Here is a 17,892-nt window from a genome sequence, read left to right on the forward strand (position 1 = left end):
AAATGAGGCGTTGTTAAGTGGTGCATACGGAATTTGAAGTAGGGAGATTATTGCTTAATCTTTTGCTGGTTCTGGTGCTCGTATTATTGAACGGTATTTTTGTAGCAGCGGAATTTTCATTAGTTAAGGTCAGGCAGTCCCGCCTGACCCAACTTGTCAGTGAAGGTAATAAAATGGCTGGATATGCTCTGAAAGTAAATAAGAGACTGGATTCCTATTTATCCGCCACTCAGTTTGGGATAACACTTGCGTCGCTGGGCTTAGGTTGGGTTGGAGAGCCCGCGATTTCTGAGCTGTTGGTCGAACCTTTAATGTACCAGATGGGGATCACCGATCATACCCTGATTTCTACCGTATCTGTGATTATTGGATTTTCGATCATTACATTTTTACATATTGTACTTGGGGAGCTTGCTCCTAAATCGCTCGCGATTCAAAGAACAGAAGGTTCGGCACTGTTGTTATCTGCACCCCTGATGTTCTTCTATAATGTGTTCATGCCTTTTATCTGGGTGCTGAACGCTTCAGCCAACGCGTTGCTTCGGTTGGTCGGTGTGGAGCCTGCAAATGAAAGTGAAGCAGCACACTCGGAAGAGGAAATACGTATTCTGATGAATCAGAGCGCCAAGAGTGGTGTCATTGACAAAGATGAAATGAAACTAATGGATAATATCTTTGAATTCTCAGATCTGCTTGCACGTGAAGTCATGCTGCCTCGTACAGATATGGATGTGCTTTACAGCAATCTTTCGTTAGAAGAAAATATGAAGATTATTACCGAAACGAGACATTCGCGTTATCCGGTTGCTCTGGAAGATAAGGACCGTATTATCGGTTTTATTCATATTACCGACCTGTTGTTTGCACCCCCGGAGCAGCAGAATGATCTTACAACTCTGGTTCGGCCTATCCTTAACGTTCCGGAATCGATGGAAATCAGCCACACTCTTCGTTTTATGCAGAAGAATAAGGCTCAGCTGACGTTAGTTGTCGATGAATATGGCGGCACAGCAGGTTTGCTGACAGCAGAAGAGATTCTGGAAGAAATCGTAGGCGATCTGCATGACGAGTTCGAAGATGAGCGTCCAAGTGTGGAACATAACGGGGAGTACATCTCTGTTGAGGGCCGGATGCTGATTGAGGATGTCAACGATCTTACGGGTGTTGTGATTGAAGACGATGAGGTGGATTCCATCGGCGGCTGGTTGTTTAAGGAGCTGGAGGGTAATCCAACCAAAGGAAAACGTGTCAAAGTAGAAGATGTTATTTTTGAAGTCGAGGAATCAACAAGATTGCGTATCACTAGAATTAATATCCACCGGGAACCACGAGTCGAGGACGAAGAAACCTCAGCAGAACTGAATGAGGATAAAGAATAACCTATTGAAAATTATAACGTATTGTTCCGGTTGATCAGGGATATAATGAACTCCTCCTGCAAGAGCTGTATGGCTCATGACAGGGGGAGTTTTTTGTGGACACATAAAGGACATAACGCTCGTCTATGCTAATGTTTATTAATTGTTTGAAAGCGGGGTCTAGATTGAAAAAGAAACTTCTTCTCGTTGAGGATGAAATTCGTATTCGTGAACTGGTATCTGATTATTTCTTACAGAATGATTGGGAGGTACTTGAAGCGGATAATGGAAAAGATGCATTGGTTTGGTTTGATTCACTGCTGCCGGATCTGCTGATTATGGATATCATGATGCCTGCTATGAATGGCTTCGAAGTGTGCCGTGAAGTTCGTGAGAAATCAGCGGTACCCATCATTTTGTTAACGGCCAAGTCTACAGATGACGACAAAATCTACGGTTTTGAATTAGGAGCCGATGATTATGTTACAAAACCATTTAGTCCAAAGGTGCTAGTAGCCCGGGCAAATGCACTTATGAAACGGGTTGAAGGCACCCATCAGCCTGAGTCTAGCATAATAAAATTTGGTTCCGCGATGTTCAATCCCTTGGCTCATCGGTTGGAGGTAGAAGATGCGGAAGTGGAGCTTACCCCTAAGGAATATGATCTTTTATGGCTTTTAATACGAAATAAAGGGATTGTTATTTCAAGGGATACGATCCTCAGTCGGATCTGGGGAATTGAATTTGAAGGAGATTCCAGAGTTGTGGACAGTCATATCAAAAAGCTGCGAAGTAAATTGGGTTATGAATCACGTTTTATTCGTACGGTAATTGGCACAGGATACATGTTCGAGGAAGAGGCATGAGAAGACGGGGAATTACTTTTAAACTGTTTGTGATGACCGTTATCTTTTTCCTTTGCTTCTATGGCATGGTGATTCTAAGCCAATTGCTGTTGTTTGACAATTTCTATCAGAAGCAAAAAGAGCACCGTGTGGAGAAACACCTTAAGAGTTTTGCGGCAAGATATATTAGCGAACCATGGGGAAGCACTAGAACCTCTCAGGAGCTTGTCCGGTTTATGCTGCGGAATAAAACACAAATGGTTATTTTGAAGCTGGATGGAAGGATGAATTCAGAAGATCCATTTCATATAAAGCTAATCGATGATGACGGGAAGAGTATGGTTGTTTCTTTATCCCTATTCATGAATCAGTACGGAGATTCACTGAGAGCAGCTAACATTAAAGTAGATGATCAGTTGAGCGTGGAAGGCGAACTTCTGGATGAAGACAGTGCTTCACCCGTTATACTCTACCCCATAAGCATTACAAAAAAAGGGGGCGGAACCATAGGGGAGACGGGAGAGACTGGGACGATTCATGCATCTGGTACTGTTGCAGAAGTTGTACTGCCTGATTTAAAAATATGGAATCCCCGCCAGGGAATATTGTTTGAGGCTCTTGAGGAATGGTTTCCTTTGACACCAGCGCAGATAGAAGACTTTAAAAATTTGAAAATACAGAAGCAAGACTGGGTTGCTCCCTGGAGTGGGAGTCGCAATTCTGTGGTTATTCTGCCCCTGAAGCAAAGTAACGGAGAAATTGAATTACTATTCACAGTCACTTCATTACAGGAAGTTAAGGATTCGAACGATGCCTTACGTTGGTTCTTTTTATATCTGGGAATGGGTGGCTTTGTCCTGATTCTGGTGCTTTCTCTCTTTTTCTCGAAAATGGTAACGCGTCCGCTAATTAAGTTAAACAAGATAGCAAAACGGATGGTTTCTCTGGACTTTACAGGGGACACATCGATTCGGCAGAAGGATGAGCTAGGCAGCCTTTCTAACAGCATGTTCACCTTATCACTAAGTCTGGACTCTGCTTTAGGGGAGTTAAGAGAGGCCAATCAGCAGCTAGTTGAGGATATGGAGCAGAAGCAAAGAATGGAGATCATGCAGCAGGACTTTTTTGCCAACGCCTCCCATGAATTGAAGACACCCCTCAGTATTATCAAAGGGTTTGCTGAAGGTTTGGAAGACGGCGTTAGTGCCGGCAAGCAGGATCACTACATTAAGGTGATTATTGAGGAAGCCGATAAAATGGAGTTTCTTGTTAAAAATATGCTAGATCTAGCGCGGTTGGAGTCGGGCACGATTAAACTACGGAAATCTTCCTTTATGTTAAGTGAACTGACGGAAAAGGTGACAGACAAGCTGGTCCACTTGCTGAGTGAAAAACATTTGGAGGTCATCATTATTCCTGCGAATGAATTACCGGTCTATGCGGATGTGAACTGGATCGAACAAGTTATGCTAAATTTTATGACCAATGCTATCAGGCATGCGGAAGAAAGAAGTTCTATCACTGTCAATATTGAGAGTCATGCCCAGACTATTGTATTCACAATTCAAAATATAGGAGAATCAATCCCTGAAGATCAGCTGGAGCAGATCTGGGAACGGTTCTATCGGTCGGAGCCATCCCGCAGTCGAATGACAGGCGGTACGGGTCTGGGGCTTTCCATTGCAAAGCGAATACTAGATATGCACGCTTGTCTTTATACAGTGAAAAATACGGAGAACGGTGTCAGCTTTACTGTGACCTTTGAAGGTTAAACCGAATCAACAGAAATACTGCTATGAAAGGGGTGAAATTGTATGAAATTGAACTGGTTGCCTTCAACGTGCACACTCGGAAACTTGGGACTAGGATCACTATCCTTGTATTTTACGATTCAAGAACGATATAGCCTAGCTTTATTAATGATATTGCTCGCGGCAATATGTGATGTACTGGATGGATTACTGGCAAGAATATTGCAATGTACTAGTGAATTCGGTAAACAATTGGACTCATTGGCGGATATTATATCATTTGGTTTAGCGCCTACCTTCCTTATCTTGTTGTATAGGTTAGAAGATGCCCACTGGATTGGACCTGCAGCTACAGTTTTCTTTTTGATCTGTGGCGCACTTCGTTTGGCCAGATTTAATCTGTCGGCGCCTTCCAAAGGGTTCGTGGGGATGCCCATTACTGCTGCTGGAGTCATTCTGTCGATGATTTCTTTACTAGATGAACGGATGAAACCAGGACTGGTCATCGGATTAATGGCATTGCTGTCCGTAATGATGATCAGCCGTATCCCATTTCCGTCCCTTAAAAAATCCTTCAACAGGAAGTGATACACCCATGCCTTGGATTATAGAGTTCATTTCACAATACGGATATTTAGCCATATTTGGCCTTATGGCACTTGGGATTATCGGACTTCCTGTGCCTGATGAGGTGTTAATGCTGTTTGTAGGCTATTTATCCTCCGTTATGGTTTTGGATTTTTCACTTTCCGTATTGGTTTGTTTTATGGGATCCATCACAGGAATGCTTATCAGCTATACCATTGGTTTAAGGCTAGGACAACCTGTGGTAGCTAAATTCGGCAAGTGGGTTGGCCTTACACCCAAGCGTTTTGCCAGTATGAAAAGATGGTTTTTGCGGTTCGGAAACTGGGCGATTTTCATTGCTTATTTTATTCCAGGTCTGAGGCATGTATCGAGCTATATCTCTGGAATCAGTGCTATGTCTTTCAAAAAGTATATACTCATAACGACTGCAGGAGCGCTAACCTGGTCACTCCTTTTTGTTTCCATCGGCTTTTTTGTGGGGGCTAAGTTTTCCTTTTTATAGCCATTGAAGCTTAACATTATTAATCGCAATTGAATGGAGCAAGATCAATGAATGTATTCAAGCGATTCTACGCGAATAGTACTACCAGACGCTTTTTTATTCTCGCACTTATCGGGTTGCTGCTGTACATGGTTCGAGGGATGCTTAATCTGGTACTGCTGACGTTTCTGATTGCTTTTGTCATGAACAGCTTTCAGATTGTGCTCAGTAAACGAATTGGTAAATTCATGAAGGTCAACAGTAAGGTGATTATTGTCATTTTATACCTTGCTTTAATCGCATTGATTGTACTGGCCCTTGCAAGATATCTTCCTAAAGTATTGGAGCAGATTAAGCAATTAGCCATCTTCCTCACCAATCTCAAATCAGAGGACCTTCCGCAGAACAAGATTACATTATATTTGTATGATATGCTCAGGGACCTTAACTATCAGTCCTATATCAAAAGAGGCATCGATTATGTGCTGCAGGTTAGCAACTGGGGTGCAACTTTCGTTCTATCAACCATTTTAAGCTTTGTGTTTATTCTGGAGAAGAACCGGGTCGTCAGTTTCACTTCTAGGATGAGAGAGAGCAGGATTGCCTGGTTTTATATAGATCTGGAGTATTTCAGCCGAAAATTCATCGTTTCCTTTGGGAAAGTAATTGAAGCGCAAATTCTCATTGCCATGTTCAATACCTGTCTTACTGTTATTGGCTTGTGGTTGCTTAACTTCCCGTATTTATTTGCCCTAGCGATTTTGATTTTTCTGCTCAGTCTCATTCCGGTAGTTGGTTTTTTGATTTCGCTCATTCCGCTTTTAATTATTGGTTACAACATCGGCGGTCTGATAACAGTTACATATGTGCTGGCGATTATTGCGGTGTTGCATTTTATCGAAGGCTATTTCTTGAATCCTAAGTTGATGTCCACAAAAATGAATTTGCCGATGTTTTTCACCTTTAGCGTGTTGTTGTTCTCTGAGCATTATATGGGTGTCTGGGGACTTATTCTTGGTATTCCTATCTTTGTATTTATGTTGGATATCCTTGAGATTACCCACGAAGATTCGTTCAAAAGAGCGAAGCCCTAAGCTGAATACTAAAAAACCCAAGTTATAAGCTGTTTTCGGTACTTTTCCGGAGACAGCTTATTTGTCATGCACATTGCACAAAAAAAATTGCTAATGGGCTTTTTTTGTGAATAACGTTTTATATTGTGTCCTGCTGTCATAAGTTAGCTAAGGGAGTAATGTTCAGAGTCTTTAAAGAAGGAACAGGAACAAAGGAGGTACAAAAAAGATGGAATCACAGCTGCGGAGGTATACCCCCTTTAGGGGCCCGTTTGATCCTTGCCCACCGGTGCCGTTCAAGACGTATGTAGTTCCACCCAATCAATTTATCACCTTTCAGCCACCCGATTTACCACAGTTTAGTTTGCAGGAGGCTCTGAAGTATGGAACGCTCTGGCCAGCACTATTTAGTCCGTATGAATCCAAGTGCAAAGGAGGAGGGAAATAGACTATGGAGGCAAATCCTTGCGACCAACGTTATTATGAATTGCTTGAACAGTTGCAGACCCTTGATTTTGCCTTAGTGGAGTTGAACTTATACCTAAATACGCATCCTGACGATCTGAGAAGTATTGAACAATTTAATCAGCTTACGCTGGAACGAACTAAGCTAGCGAATCATTTTCAGGAGTTATATGGTCCGCTGCAGAATTTTGGCCGCGCATATTCTAAATGTCCATGGGAATGGAATCAACCCCCTTGGCCTTGGCAGGTGTAAGAGGAGTATAACCGTAAGGAACTATTTTTCTAGAGGAGGGAAGTTCCCGAATGTGGATATACGAAAAAAAACTGCAATATCCGGTACGGGTGGGTAAATGTGATGTCCGGATGGCGCGTTATTTGAGTGAGCAATACGGAGGCGCAGATGGCGAGCTCGCCGCTGCACTACGCTATATGAATCAAAGATACACGATTCCAGATAAAGTTATTGGCGTGTTGAACGATATTTCTACAGAAGAGTTCGCTCACCTTGAGATGATTGCCACGATGATCTACAAGCTGACGAAGGATGCTTCGGTATGTGAATTAGAGGAAGCGGGATTAGGGCCACATTTTGTAGCGCATGATCATGCCCTGTTCTACACGGATGCTAGCGGAGTTCCATTCACCGCAGCCTATATTCAAGCTAAGGGAGACCCGCTGGCAGACCTTTATGAAGACATTGCGGCTGAGGAAAAAGCCCGGGCTACATATCAGTGGCTGATTGACATGACGGATGACGTGGATCTGCAGGATAGCCTTAAGTTCCTGCGGGAGCGGGAGATTGTGCATGCATTACGGTTTAAGGAAGCGGTGCAGATTATTATTGATGATCGGAATCAGAAGCGGGTGTTCTAAGGATTTCTGTGAAAAAGACATTTAAAGCCGTTCTCTTTTAAAAGAGAACGGCTTTTTTACGTTAAAAAATATGGAGGCTCCGCAGGAATTGATAGAAGAAATACCCGCCAAAGCCGATTAATACAACACCTGCGCTGATAGTCACCCATTTAATAGCCGTCCGGTTCATTGCTTTTCGTGTGGTGGATACAATCGTCATCAGGCCAATATCATGGAGCAGGATACCAATCAGGATACCTAATCCTACGAGCAAAAAGCTGCCCGTATTAGTACGGTCAAAGGAGTCGGACAATACGGTACCAAAGATACTAACCCAAAATACCAGGTTTCCTGGTGAGATCGCCACTAGCAAACCATTTTTGTAAGAAGAGAACAGCGATTTGGACGTCTTCTCTCCTCCAAGGGAAATATCATGATCTGCATTCTTGATGCTGTCATATCCAACGTAGCATAGGAAGAGAGCCCCAACTAACCACATGATTACTTGTATGATAGGCATGGAAAGAATAGAAGCTAGACCCAAGTATAAGCCTAGAATTAGGAAGAGGTCGATAGTCATTCCCCCGAGGCCAACAATCCAACCATGCATAAAGCCATTTTTCAAGCCTTGTTTGGTCATTTCAATGGTAATGGTACCTACGGGGAGAGCGATGGAAAAGCCGAGCAAAACGTATGTAAGAAATAAAGCCATTAAAATTAAAAGCCCCCTTTATCAAATTAAACGAAAGTATATTTTACACCATGAATTAATAGGGGGCAATTCTTTTGAGTGAATTTATCTATTACAAATTTGCTCTAAAATTTTCGACCGCTCTAATAGAGACGGTCTTTTTTATTTATTTGAGGATCGCCAGAGATGAATATTAATGGTCTCGATTTTCTTTACCGATGAATTATTGCTCGAAAATTAAAGGGTGACATGAGATGAAAAATGTGATTTAGTTAGGTGAAAGTTAGTATTTAAGCGATTATTTGAAAAAAAAGAGCCTCATTAGCTTCAGCTAACAAGGCTCTTAATACTGTCATGAGTTTGGATTTCATTATTTAATTGTTATCTTTATCGGTTTGCTTGATCAGTTCATAAGCGATATACCCGATCATTCCCAAGAACAACCCTGTGCCTGCAATAATGTAAACGATCGTAAATATTTTTCCGAGTGCTGTCTGGGGAACAAATGTTGGATGACCTAATGTACTAAGCGTTGCAACGCAGAAATAAATAGCATCCAGGACAGACAAACCTTCCTGTTTGACATAAAAAATGGTTCCAGACAACAACGTCATCAAAACTAATAAGAATAATGCTTGGAAATTTTTACGTTTGAGCGCTTTCCATAAGCCCGAGAATAAACGTTTTAAAGTTAGTAAAAATGATAACATGCAGCTCCACCCTTCATTTATATTAGAGCATACATAACAAATCGTAGTCAAACTATTGAAACTAAGCAGCCTCTTATGAGGTTGCTTATTTGTTTTGAGAAATAGTTAGAGTCAGCAGTAACTTCCTGGTTCTCTCCCAAGTTAAATTCCTTCTTAGAGCATAAGTTTCCTTCAATTTGATAGAAATATTCTGATTCATAGGATCTATTATAGAATGTTGATTTCAAAGTAAAGCTTTGAATTCTTCTATTTGGCAATGGAAGCGGATAGGAGTAATGAATAACTTTGAAAAAGTAAATGTGCCAAATGTCTTAAATTGAACTAAAAGAAAAGTATGATGAGGTGACCTTAGAACTGGATCTATATACACTAGTAATTTTACTATTATGAAAATAATGGTTATTTATTGGGGATCTTTGAACCATTTTAGCAAAAAATGTTATGGAAAATATAAACTATTTAGTCTTCAAACCGATAATGCAGTATGTATATCCTAAAATGGAAAAAAATTTATATTTTATTTAAAATTTACACTAATGATTCTTGTTAATCCAAAATTCCTATCCAGTGGTGATGAAAAAGATGAGTGCTCAAGAAATGCTAACCAATCAGGTACAAAGAACCCCTCGAATTAAACCAAATTACCCGGAAGGTGAAATGGTTTTGGAGGATCCTGCCCGGCCATCGGGAAAACCAACCTTCTCATGGTTGACGATTATAGTCCCCCCCATCGGGATGTTAGTCATCTCTATATTTATGTCAACATTGACCAGGTCATTTACCATGCTGATATCAACCATGGGTATGACTCTTCTGACGGTCATGGTTTCAATTTTAAATTATAAATCTAGTGTGAAAAAACATCATGAACAGAACAAAAAACTTGAAAAGAAATATCTCAACTACTTATTTCAGGTTCGTAATGATTTACAAAGTGCCGCGAGTACGCAGCGAGAAGCCTATACATATATCCATCCAAGTATTCAATCTTGTGTTGAAATCGTACGGGGGAGAAGCAAGCAGCTATGGGAAAAAACAGGAATTGAAGATGATTTTCTGAATCTCCGGGTTGGTGCTGGAATCCAGCCGATTGCTCTGGTGCCAACATATAGCTCAAAAGCGAAAGCAATTGATGACGACAACCCACTTGAAGAAATCGCCAGTAAAATATGCGAAGAGATGTATTTTGTACGAGACATTCCAGTCTACATACCGTTAAGGAATATTAATACGCTCGGAATATACGGCAAACAGCAGGAGGTTCGTGATTTCCTCAATGCTGTCCTGGTTCATTTAACAACACACCAAGGCTACGATGATGTAAGGGTAATATGCGTGATGCAGCCTGATGATCTGGAACACTGGGAATGGTTAAAATGGCTGCCCCATACATGGAATAAAGATCGAAGCCAGAGAAGTTTGGCTACAACATCCTTTGATGCCTCTAATATTGCGGATGAATTACTTCCGGAGCTTAGGAAAAGAGAAGAAAACAGCAAGAATGGTTATGGACTACAGCCAATGCAGGCCCCACATTATGTTTTTCTGGTTTTTGCTCCTGAACTGTGGGACAGCACGGATATGATGAAGTATTTGCTCTCGGGCAATGCTTCACTTGGAGTGACCAGCATTTTTACATCAGAGAAGATTGATGTTGCGCTGCCGCTGAATTGCCAGGCTATTCTGGAAATTAAGGGCGGTAAGGGGATGGTTCGCAAAGATACTAATCAGCTGTTAAGTCATTTAGCTGATTATTTTTCTGCCGATTCTCTGGATAAAAAAAATTCGGAGTTTTTTGCCCGTTCTTTGTCTCCGCTCAGAATTAAAGAAGGTCAAAATAACAGCTATATCCCGCCAATGGTTACTTTTCTAGAGAGCTTTGAGGTTGAGCAGGTAGAGTCTCTAAACGTAATGGAACGCTGGTCAAAAAACCAGGCTAACCGTACCATGTCCATTCCTCTGGGGCTCGGGGCAGGTGGTAAATTTCTTTTGTTCGATATGCACGAAAAAAGCTATGGCCCACATGGTCTAGTAGCCGGCACCACCGGATCGGGGAAAAGTGAGCTGCTTCAGTCCCTACTTTTGGGTCTGGCGGTAAATTATCATCCGCATGAGATTGCTTTTGTACTGATTGACTATAAGGGTGGAGGGATGGCTAACGCTTTTCTTGGGCTTCCACATCTGGTGGGAACAATCACCAATCTTGGTGGTAATCAGATCAATCGGGCTCTTGCCTCCATCAAAAGTGAGCTTTTGCGGAGACAGCGACTGTTCAGTGAAGCCGGAGTGACCAGCATTGATAATTACATCGTTCTTTACCGCAATAAGGAAGTTAACCTTCCCTTGCCGCATTTGATCATAGTGGTGGATGAGTTCGCAGAACTTAAATCAGATCAACCGGAATTTATGAAAGAGCTGGTCAGTGCGGCACGGGTCGGAAGAAGCTTGGGGATTCACTTAATATTGGCAACACAAAAACCTTCTGGCGTAGTCGATGACCAGATCTGGAGTAACTCCAGATTCAAATTATGTCTGAAGGTCCAGACACCTTCGGATAGTCAGGAGATGCTAAAACGCACGGAGGCAGCAGAGATCAAAGAAAAAGGCCGTGGGTATTTGCAAGTTGGTAATAATGAAGTATTCACTTTGTTCCAATCCTCCTGGAGCGGAGCGCCTTATCAAGCTGGGGAGACAGATCAGGGTGGAAGTCCCAAGATGGATATCGTTTCACTAAGTGGTGAACGCAGAGCCCTGATTCCGAAGGGGAAAAACAGTGATGATGTCTCGAAACTGAGTGAGCTGCAGGCTGTGGTTAATCATATAGCTGCCATTTCTGCTGAGCAATCGATCGGAGAGGCCTTTCAGCTGTGGCTGCCTCCACTTCCGGAGACCATGACTTTAGCAGATGTTATGGATCAGAATCAGATCTGGGATGGGCAATCATGGAAGCAGCCAGATCAGAATCTTATTGCCACCGTTGGACGAATTGATAATCCGTCAGATCAGGAGCAATACAATCTGGATATTAATTTTAATCAGGACGGACATTTACTGGTTTATGGAGCACCGAGCAGTGGTAAGACAACACTGTTAAAGACAATTATCATGTCCCTCGCCTTGAAATATGAACCTGATTACGTTCATTTCTATATATTGGATTTTGGTACACGTACCTTGGGAGTATTCCACGAGCTTCCACATGTAGGGGATATTATTTTTCCAGAGGACGAACAAAAGCTTGGAAAACTGATCAGTTGGTTGTTGTCCCAACTGGATGAACGCAAACGTAAGTTTTCTCAGCTTGGAATCAGCAATTTGGTCTCTTACAGTGCGGCCACTGGAGAGAAGGTTCCTTACATTGTTATTCTGCTCGATAATTACACAGGATTCTCAGAAGCATATGATGACTTTATCTTAGAGCTTTCCAAGTTGGTGCGTGAAGGTGGTAATTACGGGATATACTTCGTGTTCGCTGCCAATGCTGTAACCTCTTATCCTTACCGAATCAGCCAGAATATTAAGCAGGCTCTAGTATATCAAATGTCTGATAGATTGGATTATTCCAGTATTCTGGGCAGAACAGAAGGGATGGAGCCAACGAATACCGTAGGCCGCGGACTGCTCAAAGATAACCGGATTTTGGAATTTCATACCGCGCTTCCTGTGGATGGCAGCTCGGATGATCAGATTGCTGCCTCTCTCCGCCGGATTAGTTCGGAGATGAAAGCAGTGGCAGGTGTGAATAATCCTGTAGGAATTTCAGTGATCCCGGACAAGCTTTCACTGGCAGAGCTTTTGGAACGTGTGCATAAGGAACAACCGCAAGGGAATTATCTGGTACCGCTTGGGCTGGATTGGGATACTACACTTCCGGTAGAGATTAATGTAAAGCAGGTTAGCAATTTTGTAGTGTCTTACACCACTCAAAAGTATGTGGACTTTAGATTTAACGCCTTAATACAAGTTCTTGATAAATCGGCAGGCGAAATAAACATGGAATTCCATCTGTTTGACAGTGGTGTTGTCAGTATACCAAGCCTGAAAGCTAGTTCAACGATTACCCGCTATATGAGTACAGCTGAGGAGTTTTTACAGCTCACACAATCCTTAGTGAATCAGCTGCAACTAAGGAAAAATGATGCCCGGCAAGCTTTTGCAGATGTCCAAAACCGTGAAGAATTTGACGAGGCTGAGTATATTCTGTCTAAGTACCCGCTTCTTGTCATTGTAATGCCTCATCTTAAGTCTGCTTTTGATCTGATGGAGAATGATTCACTGGATCATTTGGAGCGGATAGCGAGGTTTGGCGGTGGACTTGGTGTAATGCTGCTGGTCGGCAGCGATTCGTTTGAACTGAGTCAAATGCAATTGGTCACTGATTTTGCCGGTGAACTGATTAACAGTGGACATGCATTGTTGTCCGATGGAAGACCCAACGATCATTTGTCTTATGCTCCACTACTCGAGGGATTGGAATACCATGAGCTGAACGAGGTGTTGGACAATACTGAAGCGATGCTGTTAACAGAGGGATCCATTTCACGCCTCAAAATGATTACAGAACTATAGATAAGCAGGTGAAGAAAGCGATGAAGCCGGCTCGTGAAATATTTGAATTGCATCCTTTAGAAATTATCTATTTAACTGCTTTAATAGGAGGAACCAGTTTTCCAGGTCTGGAAATCGATCTTAAAGGCGAATCGGAGCGCAATTTACGCTCCCTAATGGATACACAGATGAGGTCGCTGGAAGTAAAGGGATATTTAGAGGTTGATTTTGTGGGGCTCGCCAAAGTGAATGAAGTGCTTCATAGAGGTATCGCTGTTGCATCCAGTTGCAAATCTTATTGTTGCCAGCTTATGCATACAAATCAGCAGACTTGCAAGGTCTTCTATTTTGTTCAGGATGAAGTATGGTTTGAACTTGAGCATCAGCCGGAAAGTAACACCTATAAGCTTCAGGAGATTTATGCACTACATGAGCTGATGTATCAGGTCATTGAAAGAATCCCTTTAGTGTGGGAATTGAGCGATAAAGAAAAATTACAAAAAGCGATAAATAAAGAAGTAGATCTTGAAACGTGGATGGGGAAATCTCTTCAAGCAGGTGCATTCATAACTTCCTTGGCAGAAATCCAATGCATTACTGAGGAGGCACAGGTGATTCGCGAACTGAACCTGTTGATTCATGAAGAACAAATGTGGCTGCTGCGTGGGGTGGAAGAAGACGTCAGTCAAACCACGCAATCCTTGCCTGCAGTAGTTAATGAGTTATGTAATTGGCTGCAAGAAGCTTAACAAATCTGGGGGATCAGACTATGTCAACTGCACTGACTACTTTTGTATTTAAAGGTGAAAGAGAGAAGTATTTGGATTTGGAAGTCTCTCTTTCTATTTCTACAGGGCAATGTATCGAGCTACTTAAGCAAGCCAACTGGCTTCCGGATAACTGGGAATTTAAATGTGAAGCCAGCCGTACGGGCGAAGAATGGATGGAGTTGGGGCCGCATGCTGTTCTCGCAGAGATTATACAAGGGGACGGAGCCATAGTTCGTATTTTACCCTATTGAGCTGGGAGATCGTAAAGGAGGATTCCTATGAAAAGCGTACACTTAGTCTGCTCGCCTGAACTTATAATGCTGCTATCCAGGTCACTGGAGCATGAGGGTTATGTAATTTCCGGTAAACATTCTACATTACATAGTTTTATAAGTGGTTTCAGTAGCAAGGAAGTCGATCCTTCATCCATTGTAATTATGGAGGGCGGCGCGGGTCTGGGCACACCGGTCAAGGCTGCGGATATTATCAGTTTCATGACACTGATCCGCAAATATCTTAAACATACGCGGCTGATTGTTCAGTTAGACCCGGTGCTGCAAACGGATATTGAATTTATACGGACCCTTGTAAATATGAACATACATGATCTTCAGTTCACTACGGAATTCCAGGGCGATGATCTTCTGAATTGGATCAAAGAGAAAAAAACTACAAGGGATTATTATCATATCCTGGGTAAAAAGAAAGGCCTTTTTGCATCGTTTAAAGGCTCATCATCAAGAGCAGCTTCTGACGCGGCAGTGGAAGAGGCACCGTCTGCTCCTCCGAGACCGGTGGAGTCGCTTACCCGTCCACAGCCAGTGGCGGCCGGTTCCAGAACTGTAGCAGATTCCGCCAACAGGAGACCTTCCGTTGCTCCTCGCTCTTCAGCAGGATCAACCCCGCCTAGACTGGGGCCTCCGGCCAGAAAGGAGACCCTGTCATTAGCCGAAGAGGAAACGCTGGAGAGTCTGGAACAATCTATTCCGGTAGAAGAAGAGTCGATGCCAGCAGCAAGTACGAGAATTCTGGGCAGCAATGTACCACTTGTCATCGGAGTTTGTGGTGTCGGAGGGGAAGAAGATGTAGGTGCGGCGGCATTTCTGCTGGCTGCGGGTCTGGCAGAACTGGGCTGGAAGCCTCTGGTATGCGGAGATGACAGGCCCGAAATCAGTTCGCTTGAACAGATTGTTTTTAAGGGGGAGAAAGAAGATTCGGTTTCTACCATGTTCGAATATGAAGGAGTCACTTTCTACCGCAGAGGGTATTCGTGGGATATTTCGGAGCTTTTGGCCAGTGAGTTCACGCATATCATTCTATGGGTGGATATCCATCGGGAGCGGAAGGGCACCAGCGGACTCGAGCTGTGGTGGAACTCGCAAATTCCTATTTTGATAGGCAACGGGGCTATGTGGAAGTATGAACTGCTGAAAGAGAAGCTGAACACCCTTAATCCTTACGAGCGCAAGCGGTGCAGGTTACTGCTGGAAAATGGACATCAGGAAGTATTACAAATGTTGAAAAAGGATTTTTCAGAAATTCAAACGACTCTGATGCCTGCACATCAAGATCCTTTGTATCCAGATAAAGCGGCTGTTGAATGGGTAATGAAGCTGCTGACCGTTCAGAAAAAGCTCTTTCGCAAGCAAACGTTGCTCTGGGGAATTGTTGGGATGGTCTTGTTTGTGACCTTGTTATTAATAGGCATAGGATTTTCATTCGTTCCGGAGAGTCGGTAATTATAAATCAGGAGGCTGGGTATGAATTCAGGTATGGTTAGGGGCATTGCTTTTGATTGCCATCGACTTCTCTCCCCTGCCCAGGAGTGCAGCGATAAGATGAGAGCGGCAATCACAGGAGTGTCTGGTTATTGGGTAGATTTGGGTGGGGAAGAGTTTAAGCAGCATTGTGAGGAATGGATTAAGAAAATGAACGAATTTAAAGCTGCCATAGCCCAAATTGAAGCAAATATGATGAACTATGCAGATAAATTGCAGGTGGAGGAAGAGAGAGCAGAGGCAGCCAGGATTAAGGAAGCCGAAAGACAAGCCTCCGAACGGGCAGCAGCGGCAGCGGCGGCCGCAGCCGCAAAATCTACAGGGAAAATTAAATAGGAATGGAAATGAGGTCTTGAAGTGGCAATACGTAAGCGGAAAAAAATACTGAGATATACGATCCTATCAGGTTGTCTTGTTGCCGTTGCCACATCCGGGGTATGGTTTGCAACTTATCGCCATTATAACGCTAAGCTGATCGATGAGCGGGCAGCTTACGAAGAACAGCTGAATGATAAAGATGAAGTCTTGCAGCGCTATATGGACCAATCCCAGACAGCCTATGTATTGATATCTCCAAAGCTAGCTGGAGAGGTGATTACTGCTGAGGATGTAATGGAAGAGAAGCTACCCAAATTCTCCTCACCGGATAATCTGATCAGCGAGTCTAAAGCAATTGTTGGTAAGTACTTGAAGATTGATGCATTATCAGGCACAGCGGTAACTACTGAAATGATACGTGATGAAGCGAGATTGGAGCCTTCAGAACGAAAAGAAGAGACTGAATATATTAAACTGCCGCTTCGGTTAACGAAAAAAGATGTCGTAGATATTCGGATAGTTTTTCCAAATGGCGAGGATTACATAGTAGTAGGAAAGAAGTCGCTGAAGGACGTAGATTTAGCGAATCAATATACATTTTTTAATGACAATGAAGAAGAAGCACAGCTCCTGCAAGCTGCCCTGGTGGATGCATACATAAATAACGCAGAGCTGTATATGAAACAGTACGTAGAACCGGAGCTTCAGCCTGAACCTGTAGTCAATTATGTCCCTAATCTGGATGTACTTGGAGTAATTAAGGATAATCCTTTCATTATAGATCAGGCCAAGTGGAGTCTTGCTGCCAATCTTCGTAAGGAACTGGAGAAACGTCTCGAAGTTATGGAGGATGAAGATAGAATTCGTGTGGGAGCACAGGCACCAAGCGGCAGTGGTGTGATCCAGAGAAAGGCTGTGCAGGGAGCGGCGGCAGCAGAGGAGGCTGCAAAAGTTGATGACAGCCAATCCGTGAACGGAGTGATAGATCGGACCAATCAAGCGCCGATCGATTCAAGTGCAGACCAGAGTTCAACGGGTGTGACGAATAAAGAAGCAGCCACAGATGACAGTCTGCTGGAAGGAGAGTGACCGATTTGCACATTGTTGTTGCAGGGGATTGCGAGAAGCATGATTTCATACTGGCAGCGGCTATTCTGTTGAGAAATTATTTCAACAACGATGTCATGATTATTTCGGATAACAGCAGGAATTATCAGTATTTTGAAGGCGAAGTGTCTGGTATAAAGATTGCAGATTCAACCGTAGCTGACAAACCGGATATCGTTCTGTATGACTGGCATCATGGGTATCCTGAGGGTCTTAAGGAGGAGATTATTGTCTTCGCGACTACCTATGACCGTCAGTCTATGGAGAACGTAGATAAGTTGCTGGATCAGAAACGGATGCCTACTGTACTGCTTGTCATAGAAGAAGAATGCGGACTTGGGCTGAAGTATGTGGATAAATATTATCCAGTGATTACTTCGAAAATCAGTTACATCAGTAGTCCGGAGCGAAGAATTAATTGGGTCCATGATGGAAGGGTGGATCTTAAGGTAGATAAGGATTTTGCCGAAGCTGTAAATGACTTTTTGATTGAAATTTGCGATGTTCCAAAGCAAGACATCAAGAAGCTGTGGCAGTATGCAAGGAAACGGGGGTAG

18 protein-coding genes are annotated in these 17,892 nt (G+C 43.0%); 16 read left to right on the forward strand and 2 right to left on the reverse strand.

The genetic code is table 11. The features are described from left to right. Positions 1-20: 20 nt before the first annotated feature. The 9 genes from NST58_RS09705 (at position 21) to NST58_RS09745 (ending at position 7,434) form a co-directional block, all read left to right on the forward strand. Positions 21-1,379 (forward strand): hemolysin family protein, encoded by a 1,359-nt coding sequence (locus tag NST58_RS09705; RefSeq protein WP_076125129.1) that lies wholly within the window; start codon positions 21-23, stop codon positions 1,377-1,379. Positions 1,380-1,543: 164 nt separating this feature from the next. Continuing rightward, positions 1,544-2,224, forward strand: coding sequence for a response regulator transcription factor (locus tag NST58_RS09710; RefSeq protein ID WP_339247513.1), 681 nt, complete (start codon positions 1,544-1,546; stop codon positions 2,222-2,224). After that, on the forward strand, positions 2,221-3,975 hold the full coding sequence (locus NST58_RS09715; protein ID WP_076124801.1) for a HAMP domain-containing sensor histidine kinase: 1,755 nt from the start codon (positions 2,221-2,223) through the stop codon (positions 3,973-3,975). Before NST58_RS09710 ends, NST58_RS09715 begins: the two co-directional genes overlap by 4 nt. A 42-nt stretch (positions 3,976-4,017) precedes the next feature. Beyond that, the gene (gene pssA / locus NST58_RS09720) at positions 4,018-4,542 is read left to right on the forward strand and encodes a CDP-diacylglycerol--serine O-phosphatidyltransferase (protein ID WP_339247515.1); all 525 of its coding nucleotides are present in this window, start codon (positions 4,018-4,020) and stop codon (positions 4,540-4,542) included. Between the two features lie 7 nt (positions 4,543-4,549). Further along, positions 4,550-5,044, forward strand: coding sequence for a DedA family protein (locus NST58_RS09725; RefSeq protein WP_076100017.1), 495 nt, complete (start codon positions 4,550-4,552; stop codon positions 5,042-5,044). A gap of 47 nt (positions 5,045-5,091) precedes the next feature. Continuing rightward, on the forward strand, positions 5,092-6,117 hold the full coding sequence (locus tag NST58_RS09730; RefSeq protein ID WP_076124805.1) for an AI-2E family transporter: 1,026 nt from the start codon (positions 5,092-5,094) through the stop codon (positions 6,115-6,117). A 208-nt stretch (positions 6,118-6,325) separates the two neighbouring features. Further along, positions 6,326-6,544, forward strand: coding sequence for a spore coat associated protein CotJA (locus NST58_RS09735; protein WP_036684070.1), 219 nt, complete (start codon positions 6,326-6,328; stop codon positions 6,542-6,544). Positions 6,545-6,547: 3 nt separating this feature from the next. Continuing rightward, positions 6,548-6,814 (forward strand): spore coat protein CotJB, encoded by a 267-nt coding sequence (locus NST58_RS09740; protein WP_036684069.1) that lies wholly within the window; start codon positions 6,548-6,550, stop codon positions 6,812-6,814. Positions 6,815-6,864: 50 nt separating this feature from the next. Continuing rightward, the gene (locus NST58_RS09745) at positions 6,865-7,434 is read left to right on the forward strand and encodes a manganese catalase family protein (protein ID WP_036684067.1); all 570 of its coding nucleotides are present in this window, start codon (positions 6,865-6,867) and stop codon (positions 7,432-7,434) included. Between the two features lie 61 nt (positions 7,435-7,495). Here NST58_RS09745 and NST58_RS09750 read toward each other — a convergent pair whose 3' ends face one another. Then, the gene (locus NST58_RS09750) at positions 7,496-8,125 is read right to left on the reverse strand and encodes a LysE family transporter (RefSeq protein ID WP_339247517.1); all 630 of its coding nucleotides are present in this window, start codon (positions 8,123-8,125) and stop codon (positions 7,496-7,498) included. Positions 8,126-8,478: 353 nt separating this feature from the next. Next, the gene (locus NST58_RS09755; RefSeq protein ID WP_076124810.1) at positions 8,479-8,814 is read right to left on the reverse strand and encodes a potassium channel family protein; all 336 of its coding nucleotides are present in this window, start codon (positions 8,812-8,814) and stop codon (positions 8,479-8,481) included. 582 nt (positions 8,815-9,396) lie between these two features. Between NST58_RS09755 and essC the strand changes: the two genes are divergently transcribed. The 7 genes from essC to NST58_RS09790 are packed head-to-tail and all read left to right on the forward strand — an operon-like array spanning position 9,397 to position 17,892. Further along, the gene (gene essC, locus NST58_RS09760; RefSeq protein WP_339247519.1) at positions 9,397-13,383 is read left to right on the forward strand and encodes a type VII secretion protein EssC; all 3,987 of its coding nucleotides are present in this window, start codon (positions 9,397-9,399) and stop codon (positions 13,381-13,383) included. 20 nt (positions 13,384-13,403) lie between these two features. After that, positions 13,404-14,111 carry a hypothetical protein gene (locus NST58_RS09765; RefSeq protein ID WP_076279384.1) on the forward strand — a complete coding sequence of 236 codons (708 nt, stop codon included), beginning with the start codon at positions 13,404-13,406 and terminating at the stop codon, positions 14,109-14,111. 20 nt (positions 14,112-14,131) lie between these two features. After that, positions 14,132-14,383 (forward strand): hypothetical protein, encoded by a 252-nt coding sequence (locus NST58_RS09770; protein WP_076104573.1) that lies wholly within the window; start codon positions 14,132-14,134, stop codon positions 14,381-14,383. 27 nt (positions 14,384-14,410) lie between these two features. After that, positions 14,411-15,871 carry a hypothetical protein gene (locus NST58_RS09775; RefSeq protein WP_076279383.1) on the forward strand — a complete coding sequence of 487 codons (1,461 nt, stop codon included), beginning with the start codon at positions 14,411-14,413 and terminating at the stop codon, positions 15,869-15,871. Positions 15,872-15,892: 21 nt separating this feature from the next. Then, a complete protein-coding gene (locus NST58_RS09780; protein WP_076279382.1) occupies positions 15,893-16,246 on the forward strand; it encodes a hypothetical protein in 354 nt (117 codons plus the stop codon). A 21-nt stretch (positions 16,247-16,267) separates the two neighbouring features. Next, positions 16,268-17,317, forward strand: a complete 1,050-nt coding sequence (locus tag NST58_RS09785) for an SAF domain-containing protein (RefSeq protein ID WP_076219075.1) — start codon at positions 16,268-16,270, stop codon at positions 17,315-17,317. A gap of 5 nt (positions 17,318-17,322) precedes the next feature. Further along, positions 17,323-17,892, forward strand: coding sequence for a hypothetical protein (locus NST58_RS09790; protein WP_339247526.1), 570 nt, complete (start codon positions 17,323-17,325; stop codon positions 17,890-17,892).

This window comes from Paenibacillus sp. FSL R10-2796 (genome assembly GCF_037965315.1).
Taxonomy (GTDB): domain Bacteria; phylum Bacillota; class Bacilli; order Paenibacillales; family Paenibacillaceae; genus Paenibacillus_AQ; species Paenibacillus_AQ odorifer.

Bases quoted from the DNA above. Each gene is read 5' to 3' on its own strand.
- NST58_RS09715 (WP_076124801.1), top strand. From the start codon at position 2,221: ATGAGAAGACGGGGAATTACTTTTAAACTGTTTGTGATGACCGTTATC.
- pssA (WP_339247515.1), top strand. From the start codon at position 4,018: ATGAAATTGAACTGGTTGCCTTCAACGTGCACACTCGGAAACTTGGGA.
- NST58_RS09725 (WP_076100017.1), top strand. From the start codon at position 4,550: ATGCCTTGGATTATAGAGTTCATTTCACAATACGGATATTTAGCCATA.
- NST58_RS09730 (WP_076124805.1), top strand. From the start codon at position 5,092: ATGAATGTATTCAAGCGATTCTACGCGAATAGTACTACCAGACGCTTT.
- NST58_RS09735 (WP_036684070.1), top strand. From the start codon at position 6,326: ATGGAATCACAGCTGCGGAGGTATACCCCCTTTAGGGGCCCGTTTGAT.
- NST58_RS09740 (WP_036684069.1), top strand. From the start codon at position 6,548: ATGGAGGCAAATCCTTGCGACCAACGTTATTATGAATTGCTTGAACAG.
- NST58_RS09745 (WP_036684067.1), top strand. From the start codon at position 6,865: ATGTGGATATACGAAAAAAAACTGCAATATCCGGTACGGGTGGGTAAA.
- NST58_RS09750 (WP_339247517.1), bottom strand. From the start codon at position 8,125: ATGGCTTTATTTCTTACATACGTTTTGCTCGGCTTTTCCATCGCTCTC.
- NST58_RS09755 (WP_076124810.1), bottom strand. From the start codon at position 8,814: ATGTTATCATTTTTACTAACTTTAAAACGTTTATTCTCGGGCTTATGG.
- essC (WP_339247519.1), top strand. From the start codon at position 9,397: ATGAGTGCTCAAGAAATGCTAACCAATCAGGTACAAAGAACCCCTCGA.
- NST58_RS09765 (WP_076279384.1), top strand. From the start codon at position 13,404: ATGAAGCCGGCTCGTGAAATATTTGAATTGCATCCTTTAGAAATTATC.
- NST58_RS09770 (WP_076104573.1), top strand. From the start codon at position 14,132: ATGTCAACTGCACTGACTACTTTTGTATTTAAAGGTGAAAGAGAGAAG.
- NST58_RS09775 (WP_076279383.1), top strand. From the start codon at position 14,411: ATGAAAAGCGTACACTTAGTCTGCTCGCCTGAACTTATAATGCTGCTA.
- NST58_RS09780 (WP_076279382.1), top strand. From the start codon at position 15,893: ATGAATTCAGGTATGGTTAGGGGCATTGCTTTTGATTGCCATCGACTT.